The sequence below is a fragment of the Salinisphaera sp. PC39 genome, assembly GCF_040361335.1.
Taxonomy (GTDB): domain Bacteria; phylum Pseudomonadota; class Gammaproteobacteria; order Nevskiales; family Salinisphaeraceae; genus APNM01.
In genome coordinates this window covers 254,169-280,080 of the sequence record NZ_APNM01000001.1, presented here as the reverse complement: position 1 = coordinate 280,080, position 25,912 = coordinate 254,169, and the positions used below count along the sequence as shown (strand labels likewise).

Annotated in this window: 22 protein-coding genes; 9 read left to right on the top strand and 13 right to left on the bottom strand. The window is 69.1% G+C overall.

The window, feature by feature from the left end; translation table 11 throughout:
* Nucleotides 1-119: 119 nt before the first annotated feature.
* The 3 genes from bioH to bioB are packed head-to-tail and all read right to left on the bottom strand — an operon-like array spanning nucleotide 120 to nucleotide 3,223.
* Nucleotides 120-932 carry a pimeloyl-ACP methyl ester esterase BioH gene (gene bioH / locus PC39_RS01330; RefSeq protein WP_353251557.1) on the bottom strand — a complete coding sequence of 271 codons (813 nt, stop codon included), beginning with the start codon at nucleotides 930-932 and terminating at the stop codon, nucleotides 120-122.
* Nucleotides 933-942: 10 nt separating this feature from the next.
* The gene (bioF, locus tag PC39_RS01325; RefSeq protein ID WP_353251556.1) at nucleotides 943-2,133 is read right to left on the bottom strand and encodes an 8-amino-7-oxononanoate synthase; all 1,191 of its coding nucleotides are present in this window, start codon (nucleotides 2,131-2,133) and stop codon (nucleotides 943-945) included.
* A gap of 7 nt (nucleotides 2,134-2,140) precedes the next feature.
* Nucleotides 2,141-3,223, bottom strand: coding sequence for a biotin synthase BioB (bioB, locus tag PC39_RS01320; RefSeq protein ID WP_353251555.1), 1,083 nt, complete (start codon nucleotides 3,221-3,223; stop codon nucleotides 2,141-2,143).
* Between the two features lie 100 nt (nucleotides 3,224-3,323).
* Between bioB and PC39_RS01315 the strand changes: the two genes are divergently transcribed.
* Entirely contained in the window at nucleotides 3,324-4,022 is a 699-nt protein-coding gene (locus PC39_RS01315; protein WP_353251554.1) for a double zinc ribbon domain-containing protein, read from the top strand.
* Between the two features lie 66 nt (nucleotides 4,023-4,088).
* On the top strand, nucleotides 4,089-5,174 hold the full coding sequence (corA, locus tag PC39_RS01310; RefSeq protein ID WP_353251553.1) for a magnesium/cobalt transporter CorA: 1,086 nt from the start codon (nucleotides 4,089-4,091) through the stop codon (nucleotides 5,172-5,174).
* A gap of 731 nt (nucleotides 5,175-5,905) precedes the next feature.
* Here corA and recG read toward each other — a convergent pair.
* From recG to PC39_RS01280, 6 genes are all read right to left on the bottom strand, one after another.
* The gene (gene recG, locus PC39_RS01305; RefSeq protein ID WP_353251552.1) at nucleotides 5,906-7,975 is read right to left on the bottom strand and encodes an ATP-dependent DNA helicase RecG; all 2,070 of its coding nucleotides are present in this window, start codon (nucleotides 7,973-7,975) and stop codon (nucleotides 5,906-5,908) included.
* Nucleotides 7,976-8,155: 180 nt separating this feature from the next.
* On the bottom strand, nucleotides 8,156-8,539 hold the full coding sequence (locus PC39_RS01300; protein WP_353251551.1) for a RidA family protein: 384 nt from the start codon (nucleotides 8,537-8,539) through the stop codon (nucleotides 8,156-8,158).
* Between the two features lie 50 nt (nucleotides 8,540-8,589).
* Nucleotides 8,590-10,755, bottom strand: coding sequence for a RelA/SpoT family protein (locus PC39_RS01295; protein ID WP_353251550.1), 2,166 nt, complete (start codon nucleotides 10,753-10,755; stop codon nucleotides 8,590-8,592).
* Between the two features lie 254 nt (nucleotides 10,756-11,009).
* Complete coding sequence (rpoZ, locus tag PC39_RS01290) at nucleotides 11,010-11,321, bottom strand: DNA-directed RNA polymerase subunit omega (RefSeq protein WP_353251549.1); 312 nt, start codon at nucleotides 11,319-11,321, stop codon at nucleotides 11,010-11,012.
* A 175-nt stretch (nucleotides 11,322-11,496) separates the two neighbouring features.
* Nucleotides 11,497-12,099, bottom strand: coding sequence for a guanylate kinase (gmk, locus tag PC39_RS01285; protein WP_353251548.1), 603 nt, complete (start codon nucleotides 12,097-12,099; stop codon nucleotides 11,497-11,499).
* A gap of 3 nt (nucleotides 12,100-12,102) precedes the next feature.
* Nucleotides 12,103-12,966 (bottom strand): YicC/YloC family endoribonuclease, encoded by an 864-nt coding sequence (locus tag PC39_RS01280; protein WP_353251547.1) that lies wholly within the window; start codon nucleotides 12,964-12,966, stop codon nucleotides 12,103-12,105.
* Between the two features lie 122 nt (nucleotides 12,967-13,088).
* Between PC39_RS01280 and rph the strand changes: the two genes are divergently transcribed.
* The 7 genes from rph to PC39_RS01245 all read left to right on the top strand — a co-directional run bounded on the left by rph (nucleotide 13,089) and on the right by PC39_RS01245 (nucleotide 20,611).
* Nucleotides 13,089-13,814 (top strand): ribonuclease PH, encoded by a 726-nt coding sequence (rph, locus tag PC39_RS01275; protein WP_353251546.1) that lies wholly within the window; start codon nucleotides 13,089-13,091, stop codon nucleotides 13,812-13,814.
* Nucleotides 13,815-13,966: 152 nt separating this feature from the next.
* Entirely contained in the window at nucleotides 13,967-14,605 is a 639-nt protein-coding gene (gene rdgB / locus PC39_RS01270) for an RdgB/HAM1 family non-canonical purine NTP pyrophosphatase (RefSeq protein WP_353251545.1), read from the top strand.
* A 153-nt stretch (nucleotides 14,606-14,758) separates the two neighbouring features.
* Nucleotides 14,759-15,907 carry a radical SAM family heme chaperone HemW gene (hemW, locus tag PC39_RS01265; RefSeq protein ID WP_353251544.1) on the top strand — a complete coding sequence of 383 codons (1,149 nt, stop codon included), beginning with the start codon at nucleotides 14,759-14,761 and terminating at the stop codon, nucleotides 15,905-15,907.
* Nucleotides 15,908-15,919: 12 nt separating this feature from the next.
* Nucleotides 15,920-16,108: a CPXCG motif-containing cysteine-rich protein gene (locus tag PC39_RS01260; RefSeq protein WP_353251543.1), complete on the top strand. Its 189-nt coding sequence runs from the start codon at nucleotides 15,920-15,922 to the stop codon at nucleotides 16,106-16,108.
* Nucleotides 16,109-16,360: 252 nt separating this feature from the next.
* Nucleotides 16,361-17,830, top strand: coding sequence for a M48 family metalloprotease (locus tag PC39_RS01255; protein WP_353251542.1), 1,470 nt, complete (start codon nucleotides 16,361-16,363; stop codon nucleotides 17,828-17,830).
* 172 nt (nucleotides 17,831-18,002) lie between these two features.
* Nucleotides 18,003-19,274 carry a malic enzyme-like NAD(P)-binding protein gene (locus PC39_RS01250; RefSeq protein WP_353251541.1) on the top strand — a complete coding sequence of 424 codons (1,272 nt, stop codon included), beginning with the start codon at nucleotides 18,003-18,005 and terminating at the stop codon, nucleotides 19,272-19,274.
* A 41-nt stretch (nucleotides 19,275-19,315) separates the two neighbouring features.
* The gene (locus PC39_RS01245; RefSeq protein ID WP_353251540.1) at nucleotides 19,316-20,611 is read left to right on the top strand and encodes a citrate synthase; all 1,296 of its coding nucleotides are present in this window, start codon (nucleotides 19,316-19,318) and stop codon (nucleotides 20,609-20,611) included.
* A 128-nt stretch (nucleotides 20,612-20,739) separates the two neighbouring features.
* Here PC39_RS01245 and PC39_RS01240 read toward each other — a convergent pair whose 3' ends face one another.
* The 4 genes from PC39_RS01240 to PC39_RS01225 all read right to left on the bottom strand — a co-directional run bounded on the left by PC39_RS01240 (nucleotide 20,740) and on the right by PC39_RS01225 (nucleotide 25,669).
* A complete protein-coding gene (locus tag PC39_RS01240) occupies nucleotides 20,740-21,186 on the bottom strand; it encodes a universal stress protein (protein WP_353251539.1) in 447 nt (148 codons plus the stop codon).
* Entirely contained in the window at nucleotides 21,146-22,624 is a 1,479-nt protein-coding gene (locus PC39_RS01235) for a DHA2 family efflux MFS transporter permease subunit (RefSeq protein ID WP_353251538.1), read from the bottom strand. The genes PC39_RS01240 and PC39_RS01235 overlap by 41 nt, the downstream gene beginning before the upstream one ends.
* Nucleotides 22,614-23,228, bottom strand: coding sequence for a hypothetical protein (locus tag PC39_RS01230; protein ID WP_353251537.1), 615 nt, complete (start codon nucleotides 23,226-23,228; stop codon nucleotides 22,614-22,616). The genes PC39_RS01235 and PC39_RS01230 overlap by 11 nt, the downstream gene beginning before the upstream one ends.
* A gap of 68 nt (nucleotides 23,229-23,296) precedes the next feature.
* Entirely contained in the window at nucleotides 23,297-25,669 is a 2,373-nt protein-coding gene (locus tag PC39_RS01225) for a penicillin-binding protein 1A (RefSeq protein ID WP_353251536.1), read from the bottom strand.
* Nucleotides 25,670-25,912 lie beyond the last annotated feature (243 nt).

Genomic DNA, 25,912 nt, shown 5'->3' with positions numbered 1-25,912 from the left:
ACAATAAAAGGCTCGATGCCCAGAGCATGGTTTTGCCCACATCTGAATCGCATGTTGCCTTGCTGTCATCAAAAACATTGTCCCTCTCTGTGCCCCTGTGCCTCTGTGGTTAATACCTCTTAGCCGCTTTTCTTCCCTGTGCCCTCTGTGCCTCTGTGGTTAGCGTCTTTCTGGACGTCCGCCACGAAACCGGCCACGCGCTCGGCGAAGTCGCGCTCGTGCGACAGGAACGGCGCGTGCGCCGCGCGTTCGACGCGCCAGAGTTCGCCCCGCGGCAGCGCCTCCGCCATCCGGGCCATGCCCTCGGGGTGGCACATGCGGTCGCGTTCGCCGGCGATCACCAGGGCCGGCACGTCGATCGACGGCAAGGCGGACCGGAGATCGGCCTCGTGCAGGATGTCCAGTCCGCGCTCCAGGCCCTCGCGGGCCGGCGGCCGCGACAGCAGGTCGTTGCGCAGGCGCCGGATCAGGTGGCGCGCGCCCGGCTCCGCCAGCACCTGGAGCATCAGGAACTCCTGGAGCGTGGTGACGTAATCCTCGCGCAGTCCGCGCGCCGTCTCGGCCACCGCCGAGGCGCGCATGCCGTAGGGCCAGTCGCCCGCGCGCAGCATGCGCGGCAGGGTCGCGACCAGGATCAGGCCGGCCACGCGATCGGGATGCCGGCGCGCGGCGTTCAGGCAAAGCAGGCCGCCCAGCGACCAGCCCAGGTACACCGCCTTGTCCGGCGCCGCCGCGACCAACTCGTCGGTCCAGTTGTTGAGGCCGACGGCGCCGGCCGGCGTGGCCCCGTGGCCGGGCAGGTCCGCCGCATGCACCCGCACCCGGTCGCCGATGCGCTCGGCCAGCGGTTCCCACACCGCGCCGGACAACCCCCAGCCATGGGCGCAGACCAGGTCCGCGCCGCGCCCGCTGCGGCTCACGGCGAGGGGCATCGGCCGGGAATCAGGAGAGCGCCGCGGCCGGCCGCGGCGCGACGGCATCGGCCAGGGCGTCGAGCAGGCCGTCCACGTCGGCCTCGCAGTGCCCCGCGGTGAGGGTGATGCGCAGCCGGGCGGTGCCCGCGGGCACGGTCGGCGGCCGGATCGCGGCCACCAGGTAACCGCGCGCCAGCAGGGCGTCGCTGGCGGCCAGGGCGGCCTGCTCGGCGCCCAGGATCAGCGGCTGGATGGGCGTGTCGGACTCGGCGATCGGCAGGCCCAGTTCGCGCGCGCCGCGCCGGAAGCGCGCCAGCAACGCGAACAGGTGCTCGCGCCGGGCGGCGTCCGTGCGGGCCAGCCGCAGGCCCTCGCGCGCCGCCGCCGCGACCGCGGGCGGCGGGGCCGTCGAGAAGATCAGCGTACGCGCGGCTTGCACCAGATAGTCGATCAACTCGGCGTCGCCGGCCACGAAGGCGCCCGCGGCGCCCAGGGACTTGCCCAGGGTGCCCACCAGCACCGGCACGCGGTCGCTGCCCAGGCCCGCCGCCGGCACCGTGCCGGCACCGTCCGGCCCGAGCACGCCGAAGCCGTGGGCGTCGTCGACCATGAGCCAGGCGCCGCGCTCGTCGGCGGCATCGGCGAGCGCGGCCAGCGGCGCGCGGTCGCCGTCCATGGAGAATACGGCATCGGTCAGCAGCAACCGGTTGCCTCCGGCCGCGTCCAGCCGCGTGGCGGCATCCGCCGCATCGGCGTGGGCATAGATGGCCTTGTCGGCGCCGGACAGCCGGGTGCCGTCGATCAGGGAAGCGTGGTTGAGGGCATCCGACACGATCGTGTCGCCACGCTCCATGAGCGCCGCGATCGTGCCCATGTTGGCGGCATACCCGGTAGCGAACAGCAACGCCGCCTCGCGACCGACGTAATCGGCCAGTTCTTCCTCCAGGGCCGCGTGCTCCCGGTTGTGTCCGGTGACCAGTTGCGAGGCGCCCGAGCCCACGCCCAGCTCGCCGGCCGCGCGGCGCATGGCGCCGGCCAGGGCCGGATGGGCGGCGAGCCCGAGATAGTCGTTGCTGCAGAAGTTGACGCAGTCGCGTCCGTCCACCCGGACCCGCACGCCGTGGGCGCCCTCGATACGGCGCCGACGGCGGTACAGGTCGCGGGCGCGGACGCGCGCCAGCCGCTCGCGCAGGGTCCGGCGCAGGCCGCCGCCGTCCACGTCGGCCTCAGGAAACGGCGGCGCGCGCCGGCTCCCGCTCCTCGGCGGATTCCTGGGGCGCGCCGCAGCCACAGCCGCCGCAGCAGCCCGCCGTCTCGACCTCGGGCAGCTCCGTGTACTTGGGCTGCGCCTCGGGCTGGATGCCGAGCTTCTCGAACATCGCCAGGTCGTTCAGGTGCTCGGGGTTGGCGGTGGTCAGCAGCTTCTCGCCGTAGAAGATCGAGTTGGCGCCGGCCAGGAAGCACAGGGCCTGGATCGACTCGCCCATCTCCTCGCGGCCCGCGGACAGGCGCACGTAGGAGGCCGGCATCATGATCCGGGCCACGGCGATGGTGCGCACGAAATCCAGCGGATCGATCGGTTCGACGCCCGACAGCGGCGTGCCCTCGACCTGCACGAAGTTGTTGATGGGCACGCTTTGCGGATGCTCGGGCAGGTTCGCCAGGGTGCGCAGCAGCTCGTGCCGGTCCGCCGGCGCCTCGCCCATGCCGACGATACCGCCGCAGCAGACATTCAGGCCGGCGTCGCGCACCGCCTCCAGGGTCTCCAGCCGGTCCTGGTAGGTCCGGGTGGTGATGATTTCCTTGTAGTAGGACTCGGAGGTGTCCAGATTGTGGTTGTAGTAGTCGAGGCCGGCCTCCGCCAGGGCCTCGGCCTGGCGCGCTTCCAGCATGCCCGCGGTGACGCAGGTCTCCAGACCCTCGGCGCGCACCGCCTTGACCATGTCGATCACGCGCTGCAGGTCGCGGTCCTTGGGACGGCGCCAGGCGGCGCCCATGCAGAACCGGGTGGCGCCGGCGTCCTTCGCCTTGCGGGCCGCGGCCCGGACCTGTTCGACCGGCATCAGCTCCTCGCGCTCCAGGCCCGTGTCGTAGCGGATACTCTGCGGGCAATAGGCGCAGTCCTCCGGGCAGGCACCGGTCTTGACCGACAGCAGCGTCGACAACTGGACGCGGTTGGCATCGAAATGCCGGCGATGAATCTGTTGCGCGGTGAAGATCAGGTCCGCGAACGGCATCGCGAACAGCGCATCGACCTCCTCCGGTCGCCAGTCGTGGCGGATCTCGTCGTTGGCGGCGAGCTCTGGCATAACGGTTCCCCAATAAGCAAGAATTCCGGGCACCCCGCGGGGCGATAATGCGCATTAATGTCGGCGACCGCGGCGCCGCTGTCAACCGAAGTCTCCAGGGATGGTTTACTTCTGGTTAAATAATATACAGTCAATCCTCTATCCGGCACGCTGCGTGCTCTGCGATGATGCCGGCGCGGACGGTCTCGATCTCTGCGCCGGCTGCCGGGCCGACCTGCCGCGATTGACCGCGGCCTGCGACCGCTGCGCGGCGGCGTTGCCGCCGACGGCGCGCGTGTCGCGCTGCCCGGAGTGCGCACGCCGGCCGCCACCGTTCACGGCCGCCCGCGCCGCCCTGCACTACGCCACCCCGGTCGACTGGATGATCTGGCAGCTCAAGTTCCGGCGCCGCCTCACCCACGGCCGGACCCTGGGCGCGCTGCTCGCCGAGCGCGTCGCCGCCGGCCCCGATCGACCCGAGGCCCTGGTGCCGGTGCCGCTGCACGCGCGCCGCTGGCGGGAACGCGGCTACAACCAGGCCGCCGAGATCGCGGCGGAGACCGGCCGGCGCCTCGGCCTGCCGGTCTGGCACCGCGCCGCGCGGCGCGTGCGCCCGACGGCGCGCCAGGCCGAGCTGCCCGCCGCCCGCCGACCGGCCAACGTGCGCGGCGCCTTCGCCGCCGCCCCGCAAGTCGCCGGCCGCCACGTGGCGATCGTGGACGATGTTGCCACCACCGCCCGCACCGCCGCGGCGCTGGCCCGCACCCTGCGTGCCGCCGGCGCCCGCCGCGTGGACCTCTACTGCGCCGCCCGCGCCTGACACCACTGGCGATCCCCCGCCGGAAACTGGAAACTGCCGACTGGAAACTTCCCGACAGGGGCCGTCATGCTGCGCCATTTCCTCGCCCACATCCCCCGCCCGGGCGCGCGCCCGGGCGACCTGAGTGCCGACACCCCGCCGCCGCGCGAACTGCCCCTGAGCGTGCACCGCGTGGACTACGGCGACGGCACCGCCCCGGTGCAAACCCGCCACGACGATCCCGGCGACGCCCTGACGGCGCCCCGCCGGACCGGCGGCCTCTGCTGGCTGCATTTCCAGGGCGAACCCGGCCCGGAACTCCTGGCCCGGGTTCGCGAGACCTTCGACCTGCACCCGCTGGCGGTCGAGGACGTGCTCCACCTGGGCCAGCGACCGAAGCTGGAACCCTTCGACGATCAGGTGTTCGCGATCCTCACCCGGCCCGTGCGCGACGACGACGGCCTGCGCTTCGAGCAGATCAGTCTGTTCGTGGGCGACGGCTATCTGCTGAGCTTCCACGCCGGCACCGAGGACATCTTCGCCCCGGTGCGCCAGCGGATCATGGAGGGCAAGGGCCGGATCGCGCGCGCCGACCCCGACTACCTCGGCTATTGTCTGGCCGACGTGGTCGTGGATCACGGCTTCCCGGTCCTGGAGTCCTACGCCGATGATCTTGAGGCGATCGAGGAGGACATCTTCGCCGACAGGCACGCCGACCCGGTCCCGGCCATCCACGCCGTGCGCCGCGACCTGATCGGCATGCGCAAGATGCAGTGGCGGCTGATCACGATGGTCACGGACTGGCTGCGCGCCGAGCACCCCCTGCTGTCCGAGGAGAACGTCCCCTACTTCCGCGACGCCGAGGACCACGCCCAACGCGTGGGCGATCTCCTGGAGAGCTATCTCGATACCACCGGCAGCCTGCTGGACGCCCACCTGTCGCTGTCCTCGGCCCGGCTGAACGATGTCATGAAGATGCTGACCCTGATCGCCACCATATTCATGCCCCTGACCTTCATCGCCGGCATCTACGGCATGAACTTCGACCCCGCGGCCAGCCCCTGGAACATGCCCGAACTGTCGCACCGGTACGGCTATCCGCTGGCCCTGCTGTCGATGGTGGTCATGGGCGTGGCGATGTACCTGTACTTCCGGTTCCGGCGGTGGCTCTAGGGGGCGCTTCGCGGATGGCCGGGTGCCGCTCCCAAGCCCTGTTTGATCCACGGATTGCACGGATTGCCACAGATTTCCGAGATGTTCTTTTCAATCTGCGTCATCGGCGTAATCTGCGGATCATTTGACTTCCCGCAGATGCCCGCCAAGATCATTTCAACCCGGCGCTTCGTTCACCGGGGCGCTTCGCGGTCAGCGCCGTGCTGGCTCAGGAACCCTGTTTGATCCACGGATTACACAGATTGACGCAGATTAATCAGTCCAAGCTTTAATCTGCGTTCATCAGCGTTAATCTGCGGATTGTTCGGCACGGCCTTGCGCCGCGCGGTTTCGAGTTTCGCGTTCGGCGCGCCGGGCGCCGGGGCGCTTCGCGGTTGACGCCGTGCCGGGTTGGGGCGATTGTTTTATCCGCAGATAAACGCTGATTGACGCAGATTGCGTGGCGCTACTCTTCAATCCGCGTACATCGGCGTGATCTGCGGATGATTTCTTCCAGGAACCGCCCGCCAAGACTCGTCCTTGGCTCGGCGTATCGGGCATCGGGGCGCTTCGCGGCTGGCGCCGTGCTGGTTCAGAACTCTTGTTTTTATCCGCAGATGGACGCCGATTGACGCAGATTGGCTGGGATTGCTTTTTATTTAATCTGCGTACATCGGCGTGATCTGCGGATTATTTCTTCCTGAAACACCCGCCAAGGTTCGTTTCTCACTCGACGATCCGATGCCGGGGCACTACGCATCCGCGTACCGCCGGTCCGCGCCCAGCCAGCGTGCGGCTAGCGTGTCGACGACCTCGGGATGCGCGGTCAGCAGGCGGTCGGCGGCGGCCTGTGCGGCCGGCGCCAGGTCCGCGTCGCGCAACAGGTCCGCCACCCGGAACGCCACGGCGCCCGACTGCCGACGGCCCAGCACCTCGCCGGGCCCGCGCAGCTTCAGGTCCTCGCGTGCGATCTCGAAGCCGTCGGCGGTCTCGCGCAGCACCGCCAACCGCCGGCGGGCGATCTCGCCCAGGGGCGGCTGGTACAGCAGCACGCAGTGGCTCTCGACGTCGCCGCGCCCCACGCGACCGCGCAGTTGGTGCAGTTGCGCCAGTCCCAGGCGTTCGGCGTTCTCGATCACCATCAGCGAGGCGTTGGGTACGTCCACGCCGACCTCGATCACCGTGGTCGCCACCAGCAGGTCGATCCGCCCTTCCTTGAACGCGCGCATGGCCCGCTCCTTGGCGTCCGCCTTCATGCGGCCGTGGGCCAGGCCGACCTGGGCCGCCGGCAGCGCCTGGGCCAGCTCCTCGGCCGTGGCCTCGGCGGCCCGCGCCGCCAGGGACTCGGATTCCTCGATCAGGGTGCAGACCCAGTAGGCCTGGCGGCCGGCGGCGCAGGCCGCGGCGATCCGATCCACCACCTCGCCGCGACGCGAGTCCGGCACCGCCACGGTGGTCACGGGGGTGCGTCCCGGCGGCAGCTCGTCGATCACCGAGGTATCCAGATCGGCATAGGCGCTCATCGCCAGGGTCCGGGGAATCGGCGTGGCGGTCATGATCAACTGGTGGGGCATGCCCGCGTCGCCGGTGCCCTTGTCGCGCAGGGCCAACCGCTGGTGCACCCCGAAACGGTGCTGCTCGTCGATCACCGTCAGGCCGAGCCGGCCGAAGCCGGCGCCCTCCTGGAACAGCGCATGGGTGCCCACGGCCACGCCTGGCTCGCCGCCGGCCATGGCGGCGGCGGCCTCGGCGTCGCCCCGGCGCCCCGTGACCAGCCATACCGGCACGCCCAGCGGCGCCAGCCAGGCCGAGAGACTGGCGTAATGCTGTTCCGCCAGCAGCTCGGTCGGTGCCATGAACGCCGTCTGCCAGCCGGCCTCGGCGGCGGTCACCGCCGCGGCCGCGGCGACCACGGTCTTGCCCGAGCCGACGTCGCCCTGAACCAGCCGCAGCATTGGCCGGCCGTGCGCCAGGTCCGCCAGGATCTCGCCGATCACCCGCCGCTGGGCAGCCGTGGGTTCGAATCCGAGACCGGCGTGGAAGCGGCGCAGCAGACCGCCGTCCGGCCGCAGGGGCGGGGCTTGCAGCGCCTGCAGGGCGCGGCGGCGCGCGCGCAGACTGGCCTGGTGGGCCACCAATTCCTCGAATGCCAGGCGCCGGACGGCGGGATGGGTGCCCGCGGCCAGGGCCGCGGGATCGGCCTCCGGCGGCGGCGCGTGAATCGTGCGCAGGGCCTCGTGCAGGTCCGGCAGGCCGCGGTCGTCGCGGATCTCCGCCGGCAGCGGATCGGGCAGGAAGCCGGGCCGCTCCAGCATCGCCAGGACCTGCCCCACGAGATGGCGCAACCGCGCCTGCGTCAGACCCTGGGTGGCGGGGTAGACCGGCGTGAGCGTGGGCGCGACCCGCTCGCCGGCGCCGCGGTCCGCGACCACGCGGTACTCGGGGTGGACCATCTCCAGGCCCTGCGGCCCGGCCCGGGCCTCGCCGAAGGCGCGCACCCAACCGCCCGCCTGCAACGCCCGCACCTGGCGATCCCCGAAATGGAAGAAACGCAGACGCAAACGCCCGCTGCCGTCGGTCAGCGAGACCAGCAGGCTGCGGCGGCGGCCGTGACGGATCTCGGCGTGCTCGATACGGGCCACGATCAGGGCGTGTAGCCCCGGCCGCAGCGAGGCCAGCGAGGCGACCCGCGTACGATCCTCGTAGCGCAGCGGCCGGTGCCAGAGCAGATCCGCCACGCGCTCGACGCCGAGGCCGGCGAGCTTGTCCGCCAGCGCCGGGCCGATGCCCTCCAGCGAAACGACTGGATCGTCGGCGTTCATCCTCTTAGTGGCCTGATACTAACCACAGAGGCACAGAGAACACAGAGATACAGCCGGCATGAATGCATTACGGCCAAGATGCGCTGTCTGTGCTGAACGTCAAGACACCCGATGCTTCCGTGCTTACTCACTTGATCGCATTCAGGCTCTGTGTTCTCTGTGTCTCTGTGGTTGAGTTACTCAATCGATCACCAGGATCGCGTCGGCCTCCACCTGGGCTCCCTTGGGCAGGGCCGCCACGCCGACCGCGGCGCGGGCCGGGTACGGCTCGCTGAAGTACTCGGCCATCACCTCGTTGACCGCCGCGAAATCGCCGATGTCGGTGAGATAGAAGTGGACCTTGACCGCGTCCGTCAGGCGCGCGCCGCCGGCTTCCGCCACCGCCGCGAGGTTGTCGAACACCCGCCGCACCTGGTCGGCGATGTCGCCCGCGACCAGGTCCTGGGTCGCCGGATCGAGCGGAATCTGGCCGGACAGGTACAGGGTGTCGCCGACCTTCACGCCCTGGGAATAGGGGCCGATCGCGGCCGGGGCGGACTCGGTGTACAGGATCTCTCGCGTCATGGATGCTCTTCTCGCTCTGGTTGGTCCTCGCCCGCACCGGCCGGCGCGGGTCACGAACGGGTCACGCGCTCCACCGCGGTCAGCCGTCGGAGCCGCCGGATCACGCGGGCGAGGTGCCGGCGGTCGGTGACCGTAATCAGGAACCGCATGGTCGTGATCGAGCCGCCGCGCTCCGAGAACGACACGTTCTCGATATTGCAGTCGGCCTCGGTGATCTTGCTGGTCAGCCGCGCCAGCACGCCGCGCTCGTTGCGTGCGTGCACCCGCAATTCCACCGGGAATTCGCCGGTGACACCCTCCGACCAGGTCAGCTCGACCCGGTCCGAGGGCTGCCCCTTCTTGGCGCTGTACTTGCAGCCGAAGCGATGCACCACCAGGCCGCGCCCGACGCTGACCAGGCCGTGGATGGCGTCGCCCGGCAACGGATGGCAGCACTTGGCGAATTCCACCACCAGCCCCTCGGTGCCTTCCACCGCCAGCGGCTCGCCCTTGCGGCGTTGCTCGGGGGCGGCCGACGGCGCCAGGAAATGGCGCGCCACCAGCGGCGCCAGCCGTTTGCCCAGGCCGATGTTGCAGAACAGGGTGCGCAGGTCCCGCTCCTCCATCTCGGCCAGGGCGTGATCGATGTCGCTGCGGCTGAGCTTGCGCAGGGACAGGCCGATATCGCGCAGGGCCTTGTCCAGCAGACGCTCGCCCAGGCGCTCGGCCTTGTCCTCGCGTTGATTCTTCAGGTAATTGCGAACCCCGGCACGCGCCTTGGCGGTACGCAGGAAATGCAGCCAGGCGGCGTTGGGCCGGGCGTGTTTGGCGGTGATCACTTCCACCATCTCGCCCGAGATCAGCTGACTGTTGAGCGGCGCCAGATGCCCGTCCACGCGGGCCGCGACACAGTGGTTGCCCAACTCCGTGTGCACCGCGTAGGCGAAGTCCACGCAGGTCGCCCCCTTGGGCAACCGGATGATCTCGCCCTTGGGGGTGAACACGTAGACCTCGTCCGGGAACAGGTCCAGCCGCACGTGATCCAGGAACCGCTGCGAATCGGTGTCGCCGCCGTACTCCATCAGCCGGCCCAGCCACTCGCTGGCCTCGGAGGGGTTCATGCCCACGCCGTCCCGGTCGTCGCCGAGCTTGTACTGCCAATGGGCGGCGATGCCGCTCTCCGCGATCTGGTGCATATCGCGGGTGCGGATCTGGACCTCGAACTTGACCCCGCCGCGGGCCATCAGCGTGGTGTGCAGGGACTGGTAGCCATTGAGCTTGGGATTCGCGATGAAATCGTTGAAATGCTCGGTGATCGGCCGGTAGCAGTGGTGCACGATCCCCAGGGCGCGGTAGCACTGGTCGACCTCGTCGACGATCACCCGGAAGCCGTACAGGTCGAACACGTCCAGGAACCGCCGGTGCTTGCTGCGCATCTTGCGGTAGATGCTGTAGAGATTCTTGCGCCGGCCGACCACGACCGCGCCGATGCCCTCGGCGGCCAGGGCCTTGGCCAGGGTCTCCTCGATCTCGCGCACCAGCGACTTGCGGTCGCCGGTGACGCTGCGCGAGGCACGCTTGAGCACGTCATATCGCTTCGGGTACAGGTGCTGGAAACCCAACTCCTCGAGCTCGCTGCGCAGGCGGTTGATACCCAGCCGCCGCGCGATGGGGGCATAGATATCCAGGGTCTCGCGGGCCACCCGACGACGCTGCACCGGCTTCATGGCATCCAGCGTGCGCATGTTGTGCAGCCGGTCCGCGAGCTTGACCAGGATCACCCGGATATCGCGGGTCATGGCCAGCATCAGCTTGCGGAAATTCTCCGCCTGCGCCTCGGCGCGCGACCGGAACTGGGCCTTGTCCAGCTTGGACACACCGTCCACCAGGTCCGCCACCTCGTTGCCGAACTCCGCGGCGATCTCGTCGCGCGCGGTATCCGTGTCCTCGATGACGTCGTGCAGGATGGCGGCGATCAGGGTGGTGGCGTCCAGCCGCATCTCGGCCAGGATCCGGGCCACCGCCAGCGGGTGATAGATATAGGGCTCGCCGGTCTTGCGGAACTGGCCGCGGTGCAGGCGCTCACCGTAATCGTAGGCCCGACGCACGGCCGCGATCCGGTCGTCCGGCAGGTAACTCTCCAGGTGCTTGACCAGCGTCTCGATACCGTAGGCGCGCGACACCCGCGACGTGCGCAACGCCGTGTTGAGACGGTTTATGCCGGACGACAGGACCATCCGATCAGGTTACTGCCGCAGGGCGCCGGCGTCACTATGGCGTTCGGGTGTTTCGTGTCTCATGTTTCGTGCGGCTGTCACACGCACCTGCGACGAGCATCGGCCCGCGCATGCCGCTCCAACGAAAAACGCCGCGCATCGCGCGGCGTTTTCTACAGACCACGTCCGGCAGGCGCCGATTCCCGCTCAGGCCGGGACGCCCGCTTGCGCGAAGCATGCAACCCGATACAGGGGACCCGCGCTTCAGCGCGTGCTCACTCGGCCTTGGGCGCCGACTTCTCCTCCGCGGACGCCTCGCCACCTTCCTCGGCCAGCTCCTCGGCCGGCGGCTGCGGGGTCTCCTGACCGGTGGGGATCGGCGGCAGGTCGGCCTCGTCCAGGATATCGGCGCCCACGTAGCCGTCGGCGATCTCCCGCAGGGCCATGACCGTGCTCTTGTCGTCCTCCCACGGCAGCGCGGCGTTCGCGCCGCGCGCGAGTTGGCGCGCGCGCTTGGCGGCGACCATGGTCAACTCGAACTGGTTGCCCAGATTCTCCAGGCAGTCCTCAACGGTTACTCGGGCCATTTCAGCGGTTACTCTGTATCGGCATGTAGAGACCTCTGCATAACGTAGCGAGCGAAGGCAGGTTGGTCGCCTCGGAGCGCAGGAAGCGCAGTGTACGTGCTAGTACATGAGCATTCCGAGCACCGCCGGCGGCCAAGATGCCGAGCGCAGTAGTTATGCGGAGGTCTCATTGTAGTCAATCGGCCGGCGCCATACCACCCTCACCGGCCAAGATCGACTCCAGCTCGGCCAGGGCATCCTCGAACCGGTCGTTGACCACGATGTGGTCGAATTCGCCGGAGTGGGCGATCTCCTCCTCGGCCTCCGCCAGGCGGCGCTCGATGTCGGCCTCATCGTCGAGCGCGCGTTCGCGCAGCCGGCGCTCCAGCTCGGCCAGCGACGGCGGCATGATGAACACGCTCACCACCTGATCGCTCGCTTCCCGGACCTGCTGGGCGCCCTGCCAGTCGATATCCAGGATCACGTCATGGCCGGCGGCCAGCAGCCGTTCGGTCTCGCCGCGGCCGGTACCGTAGCGCCGGTCGAAGACCCGCGCATGCTCCAGGAACTCGCCGGCCTCGATCAGGCGCCGGAACTCGGCGTCGTCGACGAAATGGTAATCGATCCCGTCACGCTCCCCCACGCGCGGGGCGCGGGTCGTGTAGGACACCGAGAACCGCGCCGAACGTCCGCGCGTGGCGAGCCGATCGATGGCGGCCCGGGTCAGGCTCGTCTTGCCGGCCCCGGAGGGCGCCGACACCACGAATAGCCGGCCTCGTTCTGTCCGCTGCCCACCCATGCGCTACTCGACGTTCTGGACCTGCTCGCGCATCTGTTCGATCAACACCTTCATCTCCACGCCGCAACGGGTGACCTCGGCATCCTGCGATTTCGAGGTGAGGGTGTTGGCCTCGCGGTTGAACTCCTGCATCAGGAAATCCAGCCGGCGCCCGACCGGCTCGTCCATGGCCAGCGCCTTCTCCAGGGCCTGCACGTGGCTGTCCAGCCGCGATAGCTCCTCGTCCACGTCCAGGCGCTGGGCCACGATCACCGCCTCCTGCTCCAGGCGCCCGCCCTCGGCCGGTGCGTCGATCTCGGCGAGCCGCGCCATCAGCTTCTCGCGCCAAGCTTCACGGACCGCCGGCAGCCGCTCGCGCACGGTTTCGGCGAGGTCCGCGACCAGGGCGGACCGCTCCCGCAGGAAGGTCTCGATGCGGTCACCCTCGGCCTCGCGCATGGCGGCGAGCTCGGCCAGCGCCCGGTCGAAGGCGTCCAGGGCGGCGCCGGCGCCCGCCTCCAGGTCGGGAACATTCTCCTGGAGCACGCCCGGCCACTGCAGCAGGCGCAGCGGGTCGGGCGCGGCCGCCTCCGGTGCCGCCTCGGCCACCCGACGCGACGCCGCGACAACCGCGGCCAGGCGCTCCTCGTCGATCGCCAGGGCCTTGTCCGATTCCGCCGCCCGCAGCCGCAGCGTGCACTCCACCTTGCCCCGCCCCAGCCGGCGCGACAGACGCTGGCGCAGGCTCGGCTCCAGGGAACGCAGCTCGTCCGGCAGGCGCAGGTGCACATCCAGATAACGGTGGTTCACCGCGCGCAGCTCCCAGCTCAGCTCGCCCCAGTCGCCGGTGGCCTCGGTGCGCGCGAAACCGGTCATGCTGCGGATCATAGGCCTGCGTCCCTGTCGTCGGGCGGGGTGGGTAGGCGGGCGATTATGGCATAGCCGGCGGGGCCCGCGGGCCCCGTGCTTGCTATACTCCGCGCCCATTTGGCGACCTCCAGGAACCCCCCTTGAGTCTACGTCCCAGCGGCCGCGACCCCGCGGCACTCCGCGACATCGACATCCGACGCGGTTTCACCAAGCATGCCGAGGGCTCGGTCCTGATCGGCTTCGGCGACACCCGCGTGATCTGTACCGCCAGCGTCGAGAACCGCGTACCGCCCTGGCTGCGCGGCGCCGAGCAGGGCTGGCTCACGGCCGAATACGGCATGCTGCCGCGCGCCACCGGCACCCGCGGCGCGCGCGAGGCGGCGCGCGGCAAGCAGGGCGGCCGCACCGTGGAGATCCAGCGCCTGATCGGCCGCAGCCTGCGCGCGGTGATGGACCTCCGGGCCCTGGGGCCGCGCACGGTCACCATCGACTGCGACGTGATCCAGGCCGACGGCGGCACCCGCACCGCCGCCATCACCGGCGGCTACGTCGCCCTCGCCGATGCCATGCGCACCCTGAAACGCCGCGGCGAACTCAAGCGCGACCCGGTGCACGGCCAGATCGCGGCCGTCTCGGTCGGCATCTACCGCGGCGAGCCGGTGCTGGACCTGGATTATGCCGAGGACTCCGAGGCCGAGACCGACATGAACGTGGTGATGAACGAGGCCGGCCACTTCATCGAGGTCCAGGGCACCGCCGAGGGCCACGCCTTCCGGCGCGGCGAGCTGGACGCCATGCTGACCCTCGCGGAAAACGGCATCGGCGAACTGATCAAGGCCCAGAGAAACGCCCTGGAAGAAGGCTAACCACAGAGGCACAGAGGACACAGAGCAAACCGATTCACAGGAGCAAAAGGCAGAAAGCCAAGATTTCCATGTTTTTTCTGATGGGTTTTTGAACTCTTAAAACCCTTGTGCATCATTCCTCTCTGTGTCCTCTGTGACTCTGTGGTTTATTCATGAACAAAATCATTCTGGCATCGGGCAATCGCGGCAAGCTGGAAGAATTGCGGGCGATGTTGGCGGAGCTGGGCATCGAGGTGCTTTCGCAAGGCGACTTCGACATCCCCGGCGCCGAGGAGACCGGCGCCACCTTCGTCGAGAACGCCCTGCTCAAGGCCTTCCACGCCGCCGCCCATGCCGGCCTGCCCGCGATCGCGGACGACTCCGGGTTGTGCGTGGACGCGCTCGACGGCGCGCCCGGCATCCATTCGGCGCGGTACGCCGGCGACGGCGGCGACGCCGCCAACAACGCCAAGCTCCTGGACGCCCTCGCCGGCCTGCCGGAGGAACGGCGCGGCTCCCATTTCCACAGCACGGTGGTGTTCGTGCGCCATGCCGCCGATCCCGCGCCGATGGTCTGCCAGGGCGACTGGCACGGCCGCGTGCTGACCGCACCGCGCGGCGAGGGCGGCTTCGGCTACGACCCGCTGTTCTGGGTTCCGGCGGAGAACGCCAGCGCCGCCGAGCTCCCGCCGGGGCGCAAGAACGCCATCAGCCACCGCGGCCAGGCGATGCAGGCACTGCTGATGCGACTCACGCAGATAAGAAGACTAACCACAGAGGCACAGAGCACACAGAGCATGAAGAGCTGTTGAGGATTGGAACCACTACAGAGTCACACTTTTTTGTGTCTTCATTTCTCGATCTTTGAACTTTTTGTATCTTGATGTATTCATTGCTTCCCGCTCTGTGTCCTCTGTGCCTCTGTGGTTAGTTTGAAGTCCGGCGTTAGCCTCGGGAACCATGCCATGCGGTTCGACATCCCTCTCGCCCTGTACGTCCACCTGCCCTGGTGCGTGCGCAAGTGCCCCTACTGCGACTTCAATTCGCACACGGCGCCGGGCGCGCTGCCGGAGGATGCCTATGTGGACGCCCTGCTGCGCGATCTGGATCACGACCTGCCGCTGGCGCGGGGCCGCGAACTGACCAGCATATTCTTCGGCGGCGGCACCCCCAGCCTGTTCGAGCCCGGCTCGATCCGGCGCATTCTGGAGGGCGTGCGCGAGCGCCTGCCGCTGACCGCGGACTGCGAGATCACCATGGAGGCCAACCCCGGCACGGTGGAGGCGGCCCGCTTCGCCGGCTTCCGCGAGGCCGGCATCAATCGCCTGTCGCTGGGCGTTCAGAGCCTCGACGACGCCATGCTGCGCCGGCTCGGCCGCATCCACGACGCCGGCCAGGCGCGGGCGGCCGTGGCGACGGCCCGCGCGGCGGGCTTCGACAACATCAACCTGGACCTGATGTACGCCCTGCCGGACCAGGACCCGGCGGGCGCGGCCCGCGATCTCGACGCCCTGATCGCGCTGGCGCCCGAGCATATCTCCCACTACCAGCTCACCCTGGAGCCCGGCACGCCCTTCCACCATCGGCCGCCGCCGGTGCCGAACCACGACACCGCCTGGACCATGCACGCGGACGCCGAGCGGCGCCTGACCGCGGCGGGCTACCGCCGCTACGAGGTCTCCGCCTGGGCCCGGCCGGACCGGACCTGCCGCCACAACCGCAACTACTGGACCTATGGGGACTACCTGGGGATCGGTGCCGGCGCCCATGGCAAGCTCACGGATACCGCGGGCAACGTATTGCGCCGGGCGAAACGACACCTGCCCAACCGCTACATGGCCGCGGCCGGCGGACCCGATGCGATCGCCGAGGAACGCCGCCCCGACGCCACCGACCGCCGTTTCGAGTTCCTGATGAACGCGCTGCGCCTGGACGCCGGCTTCGCCGTGGCGGACTATGCGGCCCGCACCGGCCTGCCCGCGGCGGAGCTGGATGACCTGGCGCGACGCCACCCGGACCTGCTGCGCCTGACCGACGGGCACATGGCCTGCACCGAACGCGGCCGGCTCTATCTGGACACCCTCCTGGCCGACCTGCTGCCCGAGGCCGCATAGGCCCGCGCCGCCATGGACCTGGAAGAGCACACCGTCGCCTGCCCCTACTGCGGCGAGCCCATCGTGCTTCTGGCCGATCCCTCCGCCGGCGACCAGCGCTATATCGAGGACTGCAGCGTCTGCTGCCAGCCGATGGCCGTGACCGTGATCGCCGACGGGACCGGCGGCGTCGCGGACGTACTCGCCGAGCGCGAGGACTGAACAAGCTGGAAGCGATCCACGGATTACACTGATTACACGGATAGCGGTGATCAAGCACTGGCGCATCGCACGGCCCATCAAGGGGACGGCAAACCGTCCGCTCACTCCAATTATCAATCTGCGTCCATCTGCGAATTAAGGGGACGGTATACTTAATTTTTATGAATTAAGTATACCGTCCCCTTAATTTACCTCATCTGCGTAATCTGTGGATCGTATTCTTGACCGGCCCAAGCGGTTTAAGATCGAACCATGACACGCGCCCCCTACATTCGGTTTGTCGCCTGGCTAGCCGTCCTGGTCGCGGCCGCGTTGACGACCGCCTGCGCGGTCAACCCGGCCACCGGCGAGCGCGAACTGGTGCTCATGTCGGAGGAGGAGGAGCTGGCCCTCGGCCGGCAATTCCACCAGCAGATCCTGTCCGTGGAGCGGCTGTACGACGACCGGGCGCTGCAGGACTACGTGCAGGCGGTCGGCGAGCGGGTGGCCGCCCAGTCCGACCGGCCCGAGCTGATCTACCGCTTCTTCCTGATCGACAGCCCGCAGGTCAACGCCTTCGCCCTGCCCGGCGGCTACATCTACATCTACCGCGGCTTGCTCGGCTACATGGACTCGGAGGCCGAGCTGGCGGCGGTCCTGGCCCACGAGCTGGGGCATGTGACCGCGCGCCACGCGGTACGCCAGCACCGCAACGCCACGCTGTCGCAGATCCTGGCGACCGTGGTCGCCGGCACCACGGGCAGCGGCGCCGCGGCCGACCTGACCAACGTTCTCGGCAGCGCGGCGGTGGCCGGCTACGGCCGCGACCTGGAGCTGGAGGCGGACCGCCTGGGCGCCGAATACCTGGCCCGCGCCGGTTACGACCACGAGGCGATGCTGGAGGTCCTGGAAATCCTCAAGTACCAGCAGGAGTACGCCCAGGCACGCGCCAAGGCCCAGGGCCGCGAAATCAACACCTACCACGGCGTGTTCGCCAGCCACCCCCGCAACGACACCCGGCTGCAGGAGGTCGTGGCCGCCGCCCGCGGCCTCGCCCCGGCGGGCGACCCGCGCGTCGGCCGCGAGACCTTCCTGGAGAAGATCGACGGTCTGGTCTACGGCCACTCCGCCCACGAGGGCATCCCGCGCAACGGCAGCTTCTACCATCCGGAGCTGGGCTTCGCCTTCGACTATCCCGAGGGCTGGCGCCTGGAGAACCGGCCCAGCGCCGTCCTGCTGTACGCCCCGGAAGGCGTCGCCGTGATCCAGATCGGCGCCACCGATCTGAACAAGCGGGTACCGCCTGCCGAATTCGTCCGGCAACGCCTGGGCGTGGAGAACCCGCGCAACGAGCGCAGCTTCGAGTCCCACGGCCTCACCGCCTACACCGCCCTGGTGCCGCAGGGGATGTTCTCGGACCGCATCGTGCGCCTGGGCGTCGTGTATCTGGACGATCGCGCCTACATCTTCCAAAGCCGCGCCGAGGAAGGCGACGGTCCCGCGGGCTGGGCGACGGACTTCCGCGACACCGTCACCAGTTTCCACCGCCTGACCGCCCGGGAGGCCGACAAGGCCCGGCCGTGGCGCATCCGCGTACGTCCGGCCCGCGCGGGCGAAACCTATGCCGGCCTGGCGGCGTCCTCGCCGCTGGGCGAGGACGCCGCCGCCCAGCTCCGGCTGCTCAACCAGGACTACCCGGACGGGCAGATCCGGGCCGGCCGCCCGCTGAAATACGTCGAATAAGGCCGCGACCGCCGCAGTCCCCGAAAGGGTGTTGCCAACACGATCGTTTTAGGTTCTGGCGCGCCGCGGGGGGCGACGGGTATAATGCGCCGCCTTGGTCGCGTCCGCGACGCGGCCCTCCCGAATTTCCGCCGGCTCCGCCGCAACGCCCCCGAACGGTGACAGCAATCGCATGGCCGAGTACGTACGCAAGCAGGAAGCGCTGGATTATCACGCCAAGCCCCAGCCGGGGAAGCTGGCGATCTCGGTCACCAAGCCCTTCACCACCTACGAGGAGCTGTCGCTGGCGTATACGCCGGGCGTCGCCGAGCCGGTGAAGGCGATCCAGGCGGACCCCGAGGACGCCTTCCGCTACACCTCCAAGGGCAACCTGGTGGCGGTGATCACCAACGGCACGGCGGTGCTGGGGCTCGGCAACACCGGCGCCCTGGCCAGCAAGCCGGTGATGGAGGGCAAGGCGGTCCTGTTCAAGAAGTTCGCCGACGTCAACGTCTTCGACATCGAGGTCGACGCCTCGGACCCGGACGAGTTCATCGACACCGTGGCCCGCATCGCGCCCACCTTCGGCGGCATCAACCTCGAGGACATCGCCGCGCCGCACTGCTTCGAGATCGAATCGAAGCTGATCGAGCGCCTCGACATCCCGGTGTTCCACGACGACCAGCACGGCACCGCCATCATCGTGGCCGCCGGCCTGCGCAACGCCCTGGAGCTGCAGGGTAAGGACCTGGCGGACGCGAAGATCGTCTGCCTGGGCGCGGGCGCGGCCGGCGTCGCCTCCATGAACCTCCTGTTGGAGATGGGGGCGAAGCTGGAGAACGTCTACATGGTGGACCGCAAGGGCGTGATCCGCGCCGAGCGCGAGGACCTGACGCCCACCAAGGCGCGCTTCGCGACCGCCAGCGACCTGTCCACCCTGATGGACGCGATGTCGGTGGCGGACGTGTTCATCGGGCTGTCGGGTCCGGACACCGTCAGCCCCGAGATGATCGCGGCCATGCCGCCCCGGCCGGTGGTGTTCGCGCTGTCCAACCCGAACCCGGAGATCGCGCCGGAGGCGGCCCGGTCGGTGCGCGACGACCTGATCATGGCCACCGGGCGCAGCGACTACCCCAACCAGATCAACAACGTGCTGGGCTTCCCCTTCATCTTCCGGGGCGCCCTGGACGTGCGCGCGCGCCGCATCAACACGGCGATGCACATCGCCGCCGCCGAGGCGCTGCGGGCCCTGGCCCGAGAGCCGGTGCCGGCAACCGTGCTGGAGGCCCACGACAAGAAGCACATGGCCTTCGGCCCCGACTACATCATTCCGAGCCCCTTCGACCCGAGGCTGATCGATTTCATTCCGCCGGCGGTGGCCCAGGCCGCGGTCACCACCGGCGTCGCCCGCACGGGCTATCCCAAGCATTATCCGCAACCCGCGGTGGACGTCGGCAAGACCTAGCCGGCCTCCGGACCGCGAGACCCAAAACCGGAGAAGACGTTATGGCGAACAAGGCATTCACGCTCACCGACCCGGAATCGGGCCGCACCAGCGAATTGCCGGTCGTGGAGGGCACCCTGGGGACCCCCGGGCTGGACATCCGCAAGCTCAACGGCGAGATGGACGTATTCACGTACGATCCCGCCTTCACCGCGACCTGCAGCTGCGAGTCCAGGATCACCTACATCGACGGCGCCAACGGCGTCCTGCTCTACCGCGGCTATCCCGTCGACCAGCTCGCGGAGAAGTCCAGCTTCCTGGAGGTCGCCTACCTGCTGCTCTACGGCGAGCTGCCCGACCAGGGCCAGCTCGACGAGTTCGTCAACGCGATCACCCGGCACACGATGCTGAACGAGTCGCTGACCAAGTTCTTCGACGGCTTCCACTACGACGCCCACCCGATGGCCATGCTGACCGGCATCGTGGGCTCGCTGTCGGCCTTCTACCACGACACCACCGACATCCGCGATCCCGAGCACCGCGAGATCTTCGCGCGCCGCATGATCGCCAAGATGCCGACCATCGCGGCGGCCGCCTACAAGCATTCCGTGGGCCAGCCGAAGATGTATCCCAGCAACGACCTGGACTACACGTCCAACTTCCTGCGGATGCTGTTCGCGGTGCCGGCCGAGCGCTACGAGGTGGACCCGATCGCGGCCAAGGCCCTGGACGTGCTGTTCATCCTGCACGCCGACCACGAGCAGAACGCCTCCACCTCCACGGTGCGCCTGGCCGGCTCCACCGGCTGCAACCCGTACGCCGCGATCGCCTCCGGCATCGCCGCGCTCTGGGGGCCGGCGCACGGCGGCGCCAACGAGGCGGTGCTGACCATGCTCAACCAGATCGGCGACGTCTCCCAGGTACCGAAGTTCATCGAGAAGGCCAAGGACAAGAACGACCCGTTCCGCCTGATGGGCTTCGGGCATCGCGTCTACAAGAACTTCGACCCGCGCGCCACCATCATCCGGGGCTACTGCCACCAGGTGCTGGAGCACATGGGCATGGAGAACCACCCGCTGTTCGAGCTGGCGATGGAGCTGGAGCGCATCGCCCTGGAGGACGACTACTTCAAGGAGCGCAAGCTCTACCCGAACGTCGACTTCTACTCGGGCATCATCTACCAGGCCCTGGGCATCCCGGTGAACATGTTCACGCCGATGTTCGCCATCGCCCGCACCGTGGGCTGGGCCGCGCACTGGTGCGAGATGCAGAATGACCCGGGCATGCGCATCGGCCGCCCGCGCCAGATCTACACCGGCAGCCCCAAGCGGGACTACGCGCCGATCGACAAGCGGTAAGAAGAAGAGGAACTAACCACAGAGGCACAGAGGCACAGGGCTTAAGAAATTAAAACCACAGAGACACAAAGAGCACAGAGGGTGCACAGAAAGAAATAAAAACTTTGTGTCCTCTGTGTCTCTGTGGTTCACTCTTCTTTTTCCGCCTCCTGGGCCACAAGCAGGCTGCAGTCCAGGCGGTCGAGCAGCGAGGCGCCCACCGAGCCCTGCCACCAGCGCTGTAGCGGGCCACGCCGGTGGTGGCCCACCACCACCAGGTCCACGCCCAGATGCTTGGCCAGCTCGCTGATCTGGTGGGCCGGCTGGCCGGCGCGCAGATGCCCCTCGGCGTGGATGCCACGGCTTTCGAGCAGGCGCACGCCCTCGTCCAGCACCGCCTGCACCCGCTCGCGCTCGGCCTCGTACATGGCCTCGGTATAGAAACCTTCCGCCGCGGCCACCGCGCTCGTCAGCGGCACCACCGCCAGAAGATGAATCTCCTCCTCGCCGCCGATGAGCGGGCGGGCCCGGCGCAGCGCCACCCGTCCCTGCTCGCTACCGTCGTACGCCAGCAGGATCTTTTCGAATCTTTCCACGACACACTCCCATCGCCACCGCCGGAATCAGCGCGGCCACGAATAATAGTCCCAGAACAATGAAAGTATCGGAGAAGCCCCGCGTCAATGCCCGGAGCGCGGCGCCGGAGGCGCGCGCGGCCTCGGCGCCGGCTTCGTAGAAGCGGTGCAGCTCGAACGGGGCGTCGCCACCGGCCGCCAGGTGGTCGGCCACGCGCATCTCCAGCAGCAGCGCGAACAGGTTGACCCCGAGCGCGCCGCCGAGCTGGCGCGCGAAATTGATCACCCCGGAGCCCTGCTGCATGAGGCGGTCCGGCAGGCCGCGCAGCGCGTCCAGGTTGAGGGCGGGCAGGGTCAGGCCCAGCCCCACCCGGCCGATCAGAATCCAGCCCGCCAGGGCCCAGAAGCCGGTGCCCGGCCCGGTGGCCGACAATCCGAACAGGGCGACGGCGAAGATCGCGAGCCCCACCGGAATCAGGCGGTGGGCGGGCCAGATGTCGCTGAGCCGGCCCGACACCGGGAAGATCATGGCCAGGACCAGCCCCGCCGGCATCAGCACCAGGCCGGTCGCGGTCGGCGACAGCCCCTGGACACCCTGGACCAGCAACGGCAGCAGATAGGTGGTGGCGAACAGCCCCATGCCGTAGATCAACCCGAGCAGCGAGGCCAGCACGAAGGTGGGGTGCCGGAACACGGTCAGCGCCACCAGCGGGTGCCGCGCCCGCCGCTGCCGCAGCAGGAACAGTGTCAGCAAGATCACGCCCGCGCCCGCCTGCGGCAGGGCGCGACCCGCGTCGGACGCGACCGCCGAGATGCCGGACAACAGCGCCGCCAGGCCGGCCGAGAGCAGCACCAGGCCCGGCCAGTCGAACCGGGCCGGCGCATCCGCGCGGCGGTCCGGCATGTGCCGGCGCGCCCCCAACAGCCCGACCAGACAGAACGGCAGCGCCGCCAGGTAGACCGAGCGCCAGCCGAACAGGTCGATCAGGAAACCGCCGAAGGCGGGACCGATCGCCGGCGCCATCACCACGCCCATGCCGTAGAGGCCGATGGCCTTGCCGCGCTGGTCGTCCGGGAACACCTGGAAAATCACCACCAGCGCCAGCGGCTGCATGACGCCCGCGACCGCACCCTGGAGCACCCGCGCCAGGATCATCACCGGTCCGTTCCAGCTCGCCGCCGCCAGCAGCGACGCCGCCACGAACACCAGCAAGGCCAGCACGAAGGTCCGCCGCTGCCCCAGCCGCTCGACCAGGCGGGCGCTGGCGAGCATGGTTGCCGTCACCGAGGCCAGGAAGCCGGTGGACAGCCACTGCGCCTGGATCTGGCTCATCCCGAAGTCGGCCATGATCGACGGGATGGCGACATTGACGACGTTGGTGGTCAGCACCACCGATACGGTGCCCATCAGCACCGTGAACACGATCGGCCAGCGCCGCGGCGCGGTATCAGTCGTCATCGCCGGCCAACAATCGCTCTACCTCGGCGGGCTTGGCACGTGCCATGGGCGCCCCGTCCACCAGGCTGTCCGGGGCCCGGCGGATCTCGGCGAGCGGGAACACCACCGCCTCGAAGCCGACTTCTCCCGCCGCGAACCGGAACGCCGGATAATGGCGGTACTCGCCGCGGCCGTAGCGGAAACGCCGCTCGGTCAGGTCGAAGGGCACACCCTGCGACTGCAGGAAGAGATCGAAGGACTCGGAGTGCTCGGCGAAGACATGCAACTGCACGTCGCTGTGCTCGGTGGCCACGCCGCTGAGCACGTCCCCGACCAGCCGGGGACGGAAGTCCGCCAGCATGCGCATCGCGTCCAGGGCCGCGCGGCGCAAGGTCTCCAGGGCGGCGTCGTGGCGCTCGCCGCCGAACAACCGCTGGTACTCGACCAGGGCGGCCTCGATCTCGGTGTTGCGCGGCAGCGGACCGCGCCGGACGTCGATGCCCAAACGCGCGGCCGCCTTCTCCTTGGCCAGACGAAAATCGCGGATGCCCTGCTCGTGCATGAGCTGCGCCGCCGTCTGGGCGAGGAGGCTGCGTTGTGCCGCTGCGCGTTTGCCGTTGGCCATGGTTTTGGCGGTGATCGGTGATTCGTGATTGGTGATTCGGGGCACGCATCCCCCGCCGGCGCGGCAACTCAGAACAACTGCTCGACCGCGCCCCCGCCGTCGCCGTTGGCGTCCGTACCGTCGTTGCCGTTACCGGAGCGGGCGCGGTCCTCCGGCACGTTCTCGGCGCGGAAGGTCTCGAATATGGCGTCGCCGCCGCCGGCCAGCTCGCCGGTCTCGGGATCGATGCGCACCGTCACCAGCCCCGCCGGCCGCGGCAATTCCTTCTCGGGCACGCCCTGCAGCGCGGCGCCCATGAAGTCGACCCACATCGGCAGCGCCGCCTGCGCGCCGGTTTCGCCCGCGCCCAGCGGTTCCAGCTTGTCGAAACCGACCCAACTCACCGCCACCAGGGCATGATTGTAGCCGGTGAACCAGGCGTCGCGCTGTTCGTTGGTGGTGCCGGTCTTGCCCGCCAGGTCCTTGCGCCCCAGCGACATCGCCCGGCGGCCGGTACCGCGGCGGATGACATCGTGCATCATGCTGTCCATGAGGTAGATGTTGGCGGCGTCGGCGCTACGCGGCGCCCGGGGCGCCGTCATCGCCTCGCAATCCTCGCGGCACACGGTCACCGGTTCCGCCTCGTAGAGCACCTCGCCCCGGCTGTCACGGATCTCGGCGATGAAATACGGCTCGACGCGGAAACCGCCGTTGGCGAAGACCGCGTAGCCGCGCGCCATCTCCATGGGCGTGAAGATGGCGCTGCCCAGCGACAGGGACAGGTCCCGTGGCATGCGATCGGCCGGCAGGCCGAAGCGGCTGCTGATGTGGTCGATGGCGGTCTGAATGCCCACCGACCGCAGCAGCCGGATGGACACGAGGTTGCGCGAGTGCACCAGCGCCTGCCGCAGCCGCGTCGGACCGTGGATGCGGCCGCTGTAGTTCTCCGGCCGCCAGGCCTCGTCCAGGTTGGGGTCGTCGAACACCACCGGGGCGTCATTGATCACGCTGGCCGGGGTGAAGCCGTTTTCCAACCCCGCCGAGTACAGGAACGGCTTGAACGCCGAGCCCGGCTGGCGGCGTGCCTGTGTAACCCGGTTGAATTTGCTCAGGCCGTAATCGAAACCGCCGACCAGGGAGGTCACCGCGCCGTCGGCCGGATCCACCGCCACCAGCGCGCCCTGCACCGCCGGTATCTGGGCCAGGACCCAGGGCGAGGCCTCGTCCCCGGTGTAGGCCAGGCGCACGACGTCGCCGCGGGCCACCAGGTCGGCCGGCTTCGTCGCCTCGCTCTCCTCGCCCAGCCAGGCGATGTCTTCCGGCTTCAGGGTCACGGTGCCGTGACTTTCGGTATGCAGCGCCACGCGATCGGCGCCCACGTCCAGGACCGCCGCCGGCACCAGGCCGCCGGCATCCGGGCGGTCGGCCAGGGCCCGGTCCATGGCCTCGGCGTCGCCCAGGTCCGCGCCCGCCAGGCGCGCCTCGGCCCCGCGCCACCCGTGGCGCCGGTCGTAGGCCAACAGCGCCCGGCGCAGGGCGCGGTTCGCGGCCCGCTGGCGTTCGCTGTCGATGGTGGTGACCACTTCGTAGCCGTCGGTGTAGGCGGCCTCGCCGAAGCGCTCGATCATCTCCTGGCGCACCATCTCCGCGACATAGTCCGCGGAGTAGCGCTCGTCGGTCCGTGCCGCGGCAACCTCGACCGGCTCGCCCAGGGCGCGTTCGTGGGCGGCTTCGTCGATCATGCCCTGGGCGAGCATGCGGCCCAGCACGTAGTCGCGGCGCGAGCGGGCGCGCTCGGGGTTCTCCGCCGGATTGTAGTGCGACGGCGCCTTGGGCAGGCCGGCGATGGTCGCGCACTCGCTCAGGGTCAACGCCGCCAGCGGCTTGTCATAGTAGACCTCCGCCGCGGCGCCCACGCCGTAGGCGCGGTTGCCGAGATAGATCTTGTTCAGGTAAAGCTCCAGGATCTCCTGCTTGGAGAGCTTCGCCTCCATCCGCAGGGCCAGGAATATCTCCTTGATCTTGCGCGTGTAGGTGCGCTCGCGCGTCAGGTACAGATTGCGCGCGAGCTGCATGGTGATGGTGCTGCCGCCCTGGCTCTTCTCGCCCGTGATCGCCAGGTGCCAGGCCGCGCGCAGCAACCCCTGGTAATCCACGCCCGGATGTTCGTAGAAACGATCGTCCTCGGCCGCCAGGAACGCCTGCACCAACTGGCGCGGGATCTCGTCGAAAGTGCGCGGCAGCCGGCGCTCGGTGCCGAATTCGGCGAGCAGGCGGCCGTCGGCGCTGTAGATGCGCATCGGCTCGTTGAGCTTGGTCTCGCCGATCTCCCCCGCTTCCGGCAATTGCGGCCCGAAATACAGGTAGGCCACGCCGACCGCGGCCGCGGCCAGGACGGCCGCGACGGTCATCGCCGCGAACAGCGCGAGCAGTATCTTGACGGCGCGTGGCAAGCCTTTCATGGCGTTATCTCGGCGAGAATTGAGGCGTCGCGGCGGGCGGCTCCGGCGCCGACCGGGACAAGCGCGCCATGATACCGGGCTTGCCCGCGGCGTGCAGGCTTAACCCGATGCTTGCCCCGGTCGATAACTTCTGCGAAGGTGCGACCCTGGGGGAAGCCGGCAATATCCCGGATTATCAATTGCTTGGCCGAATAACCTTGAGTCGCATGCGCAGAATGTAGGATATAGTGGGGCCAGGCCGTG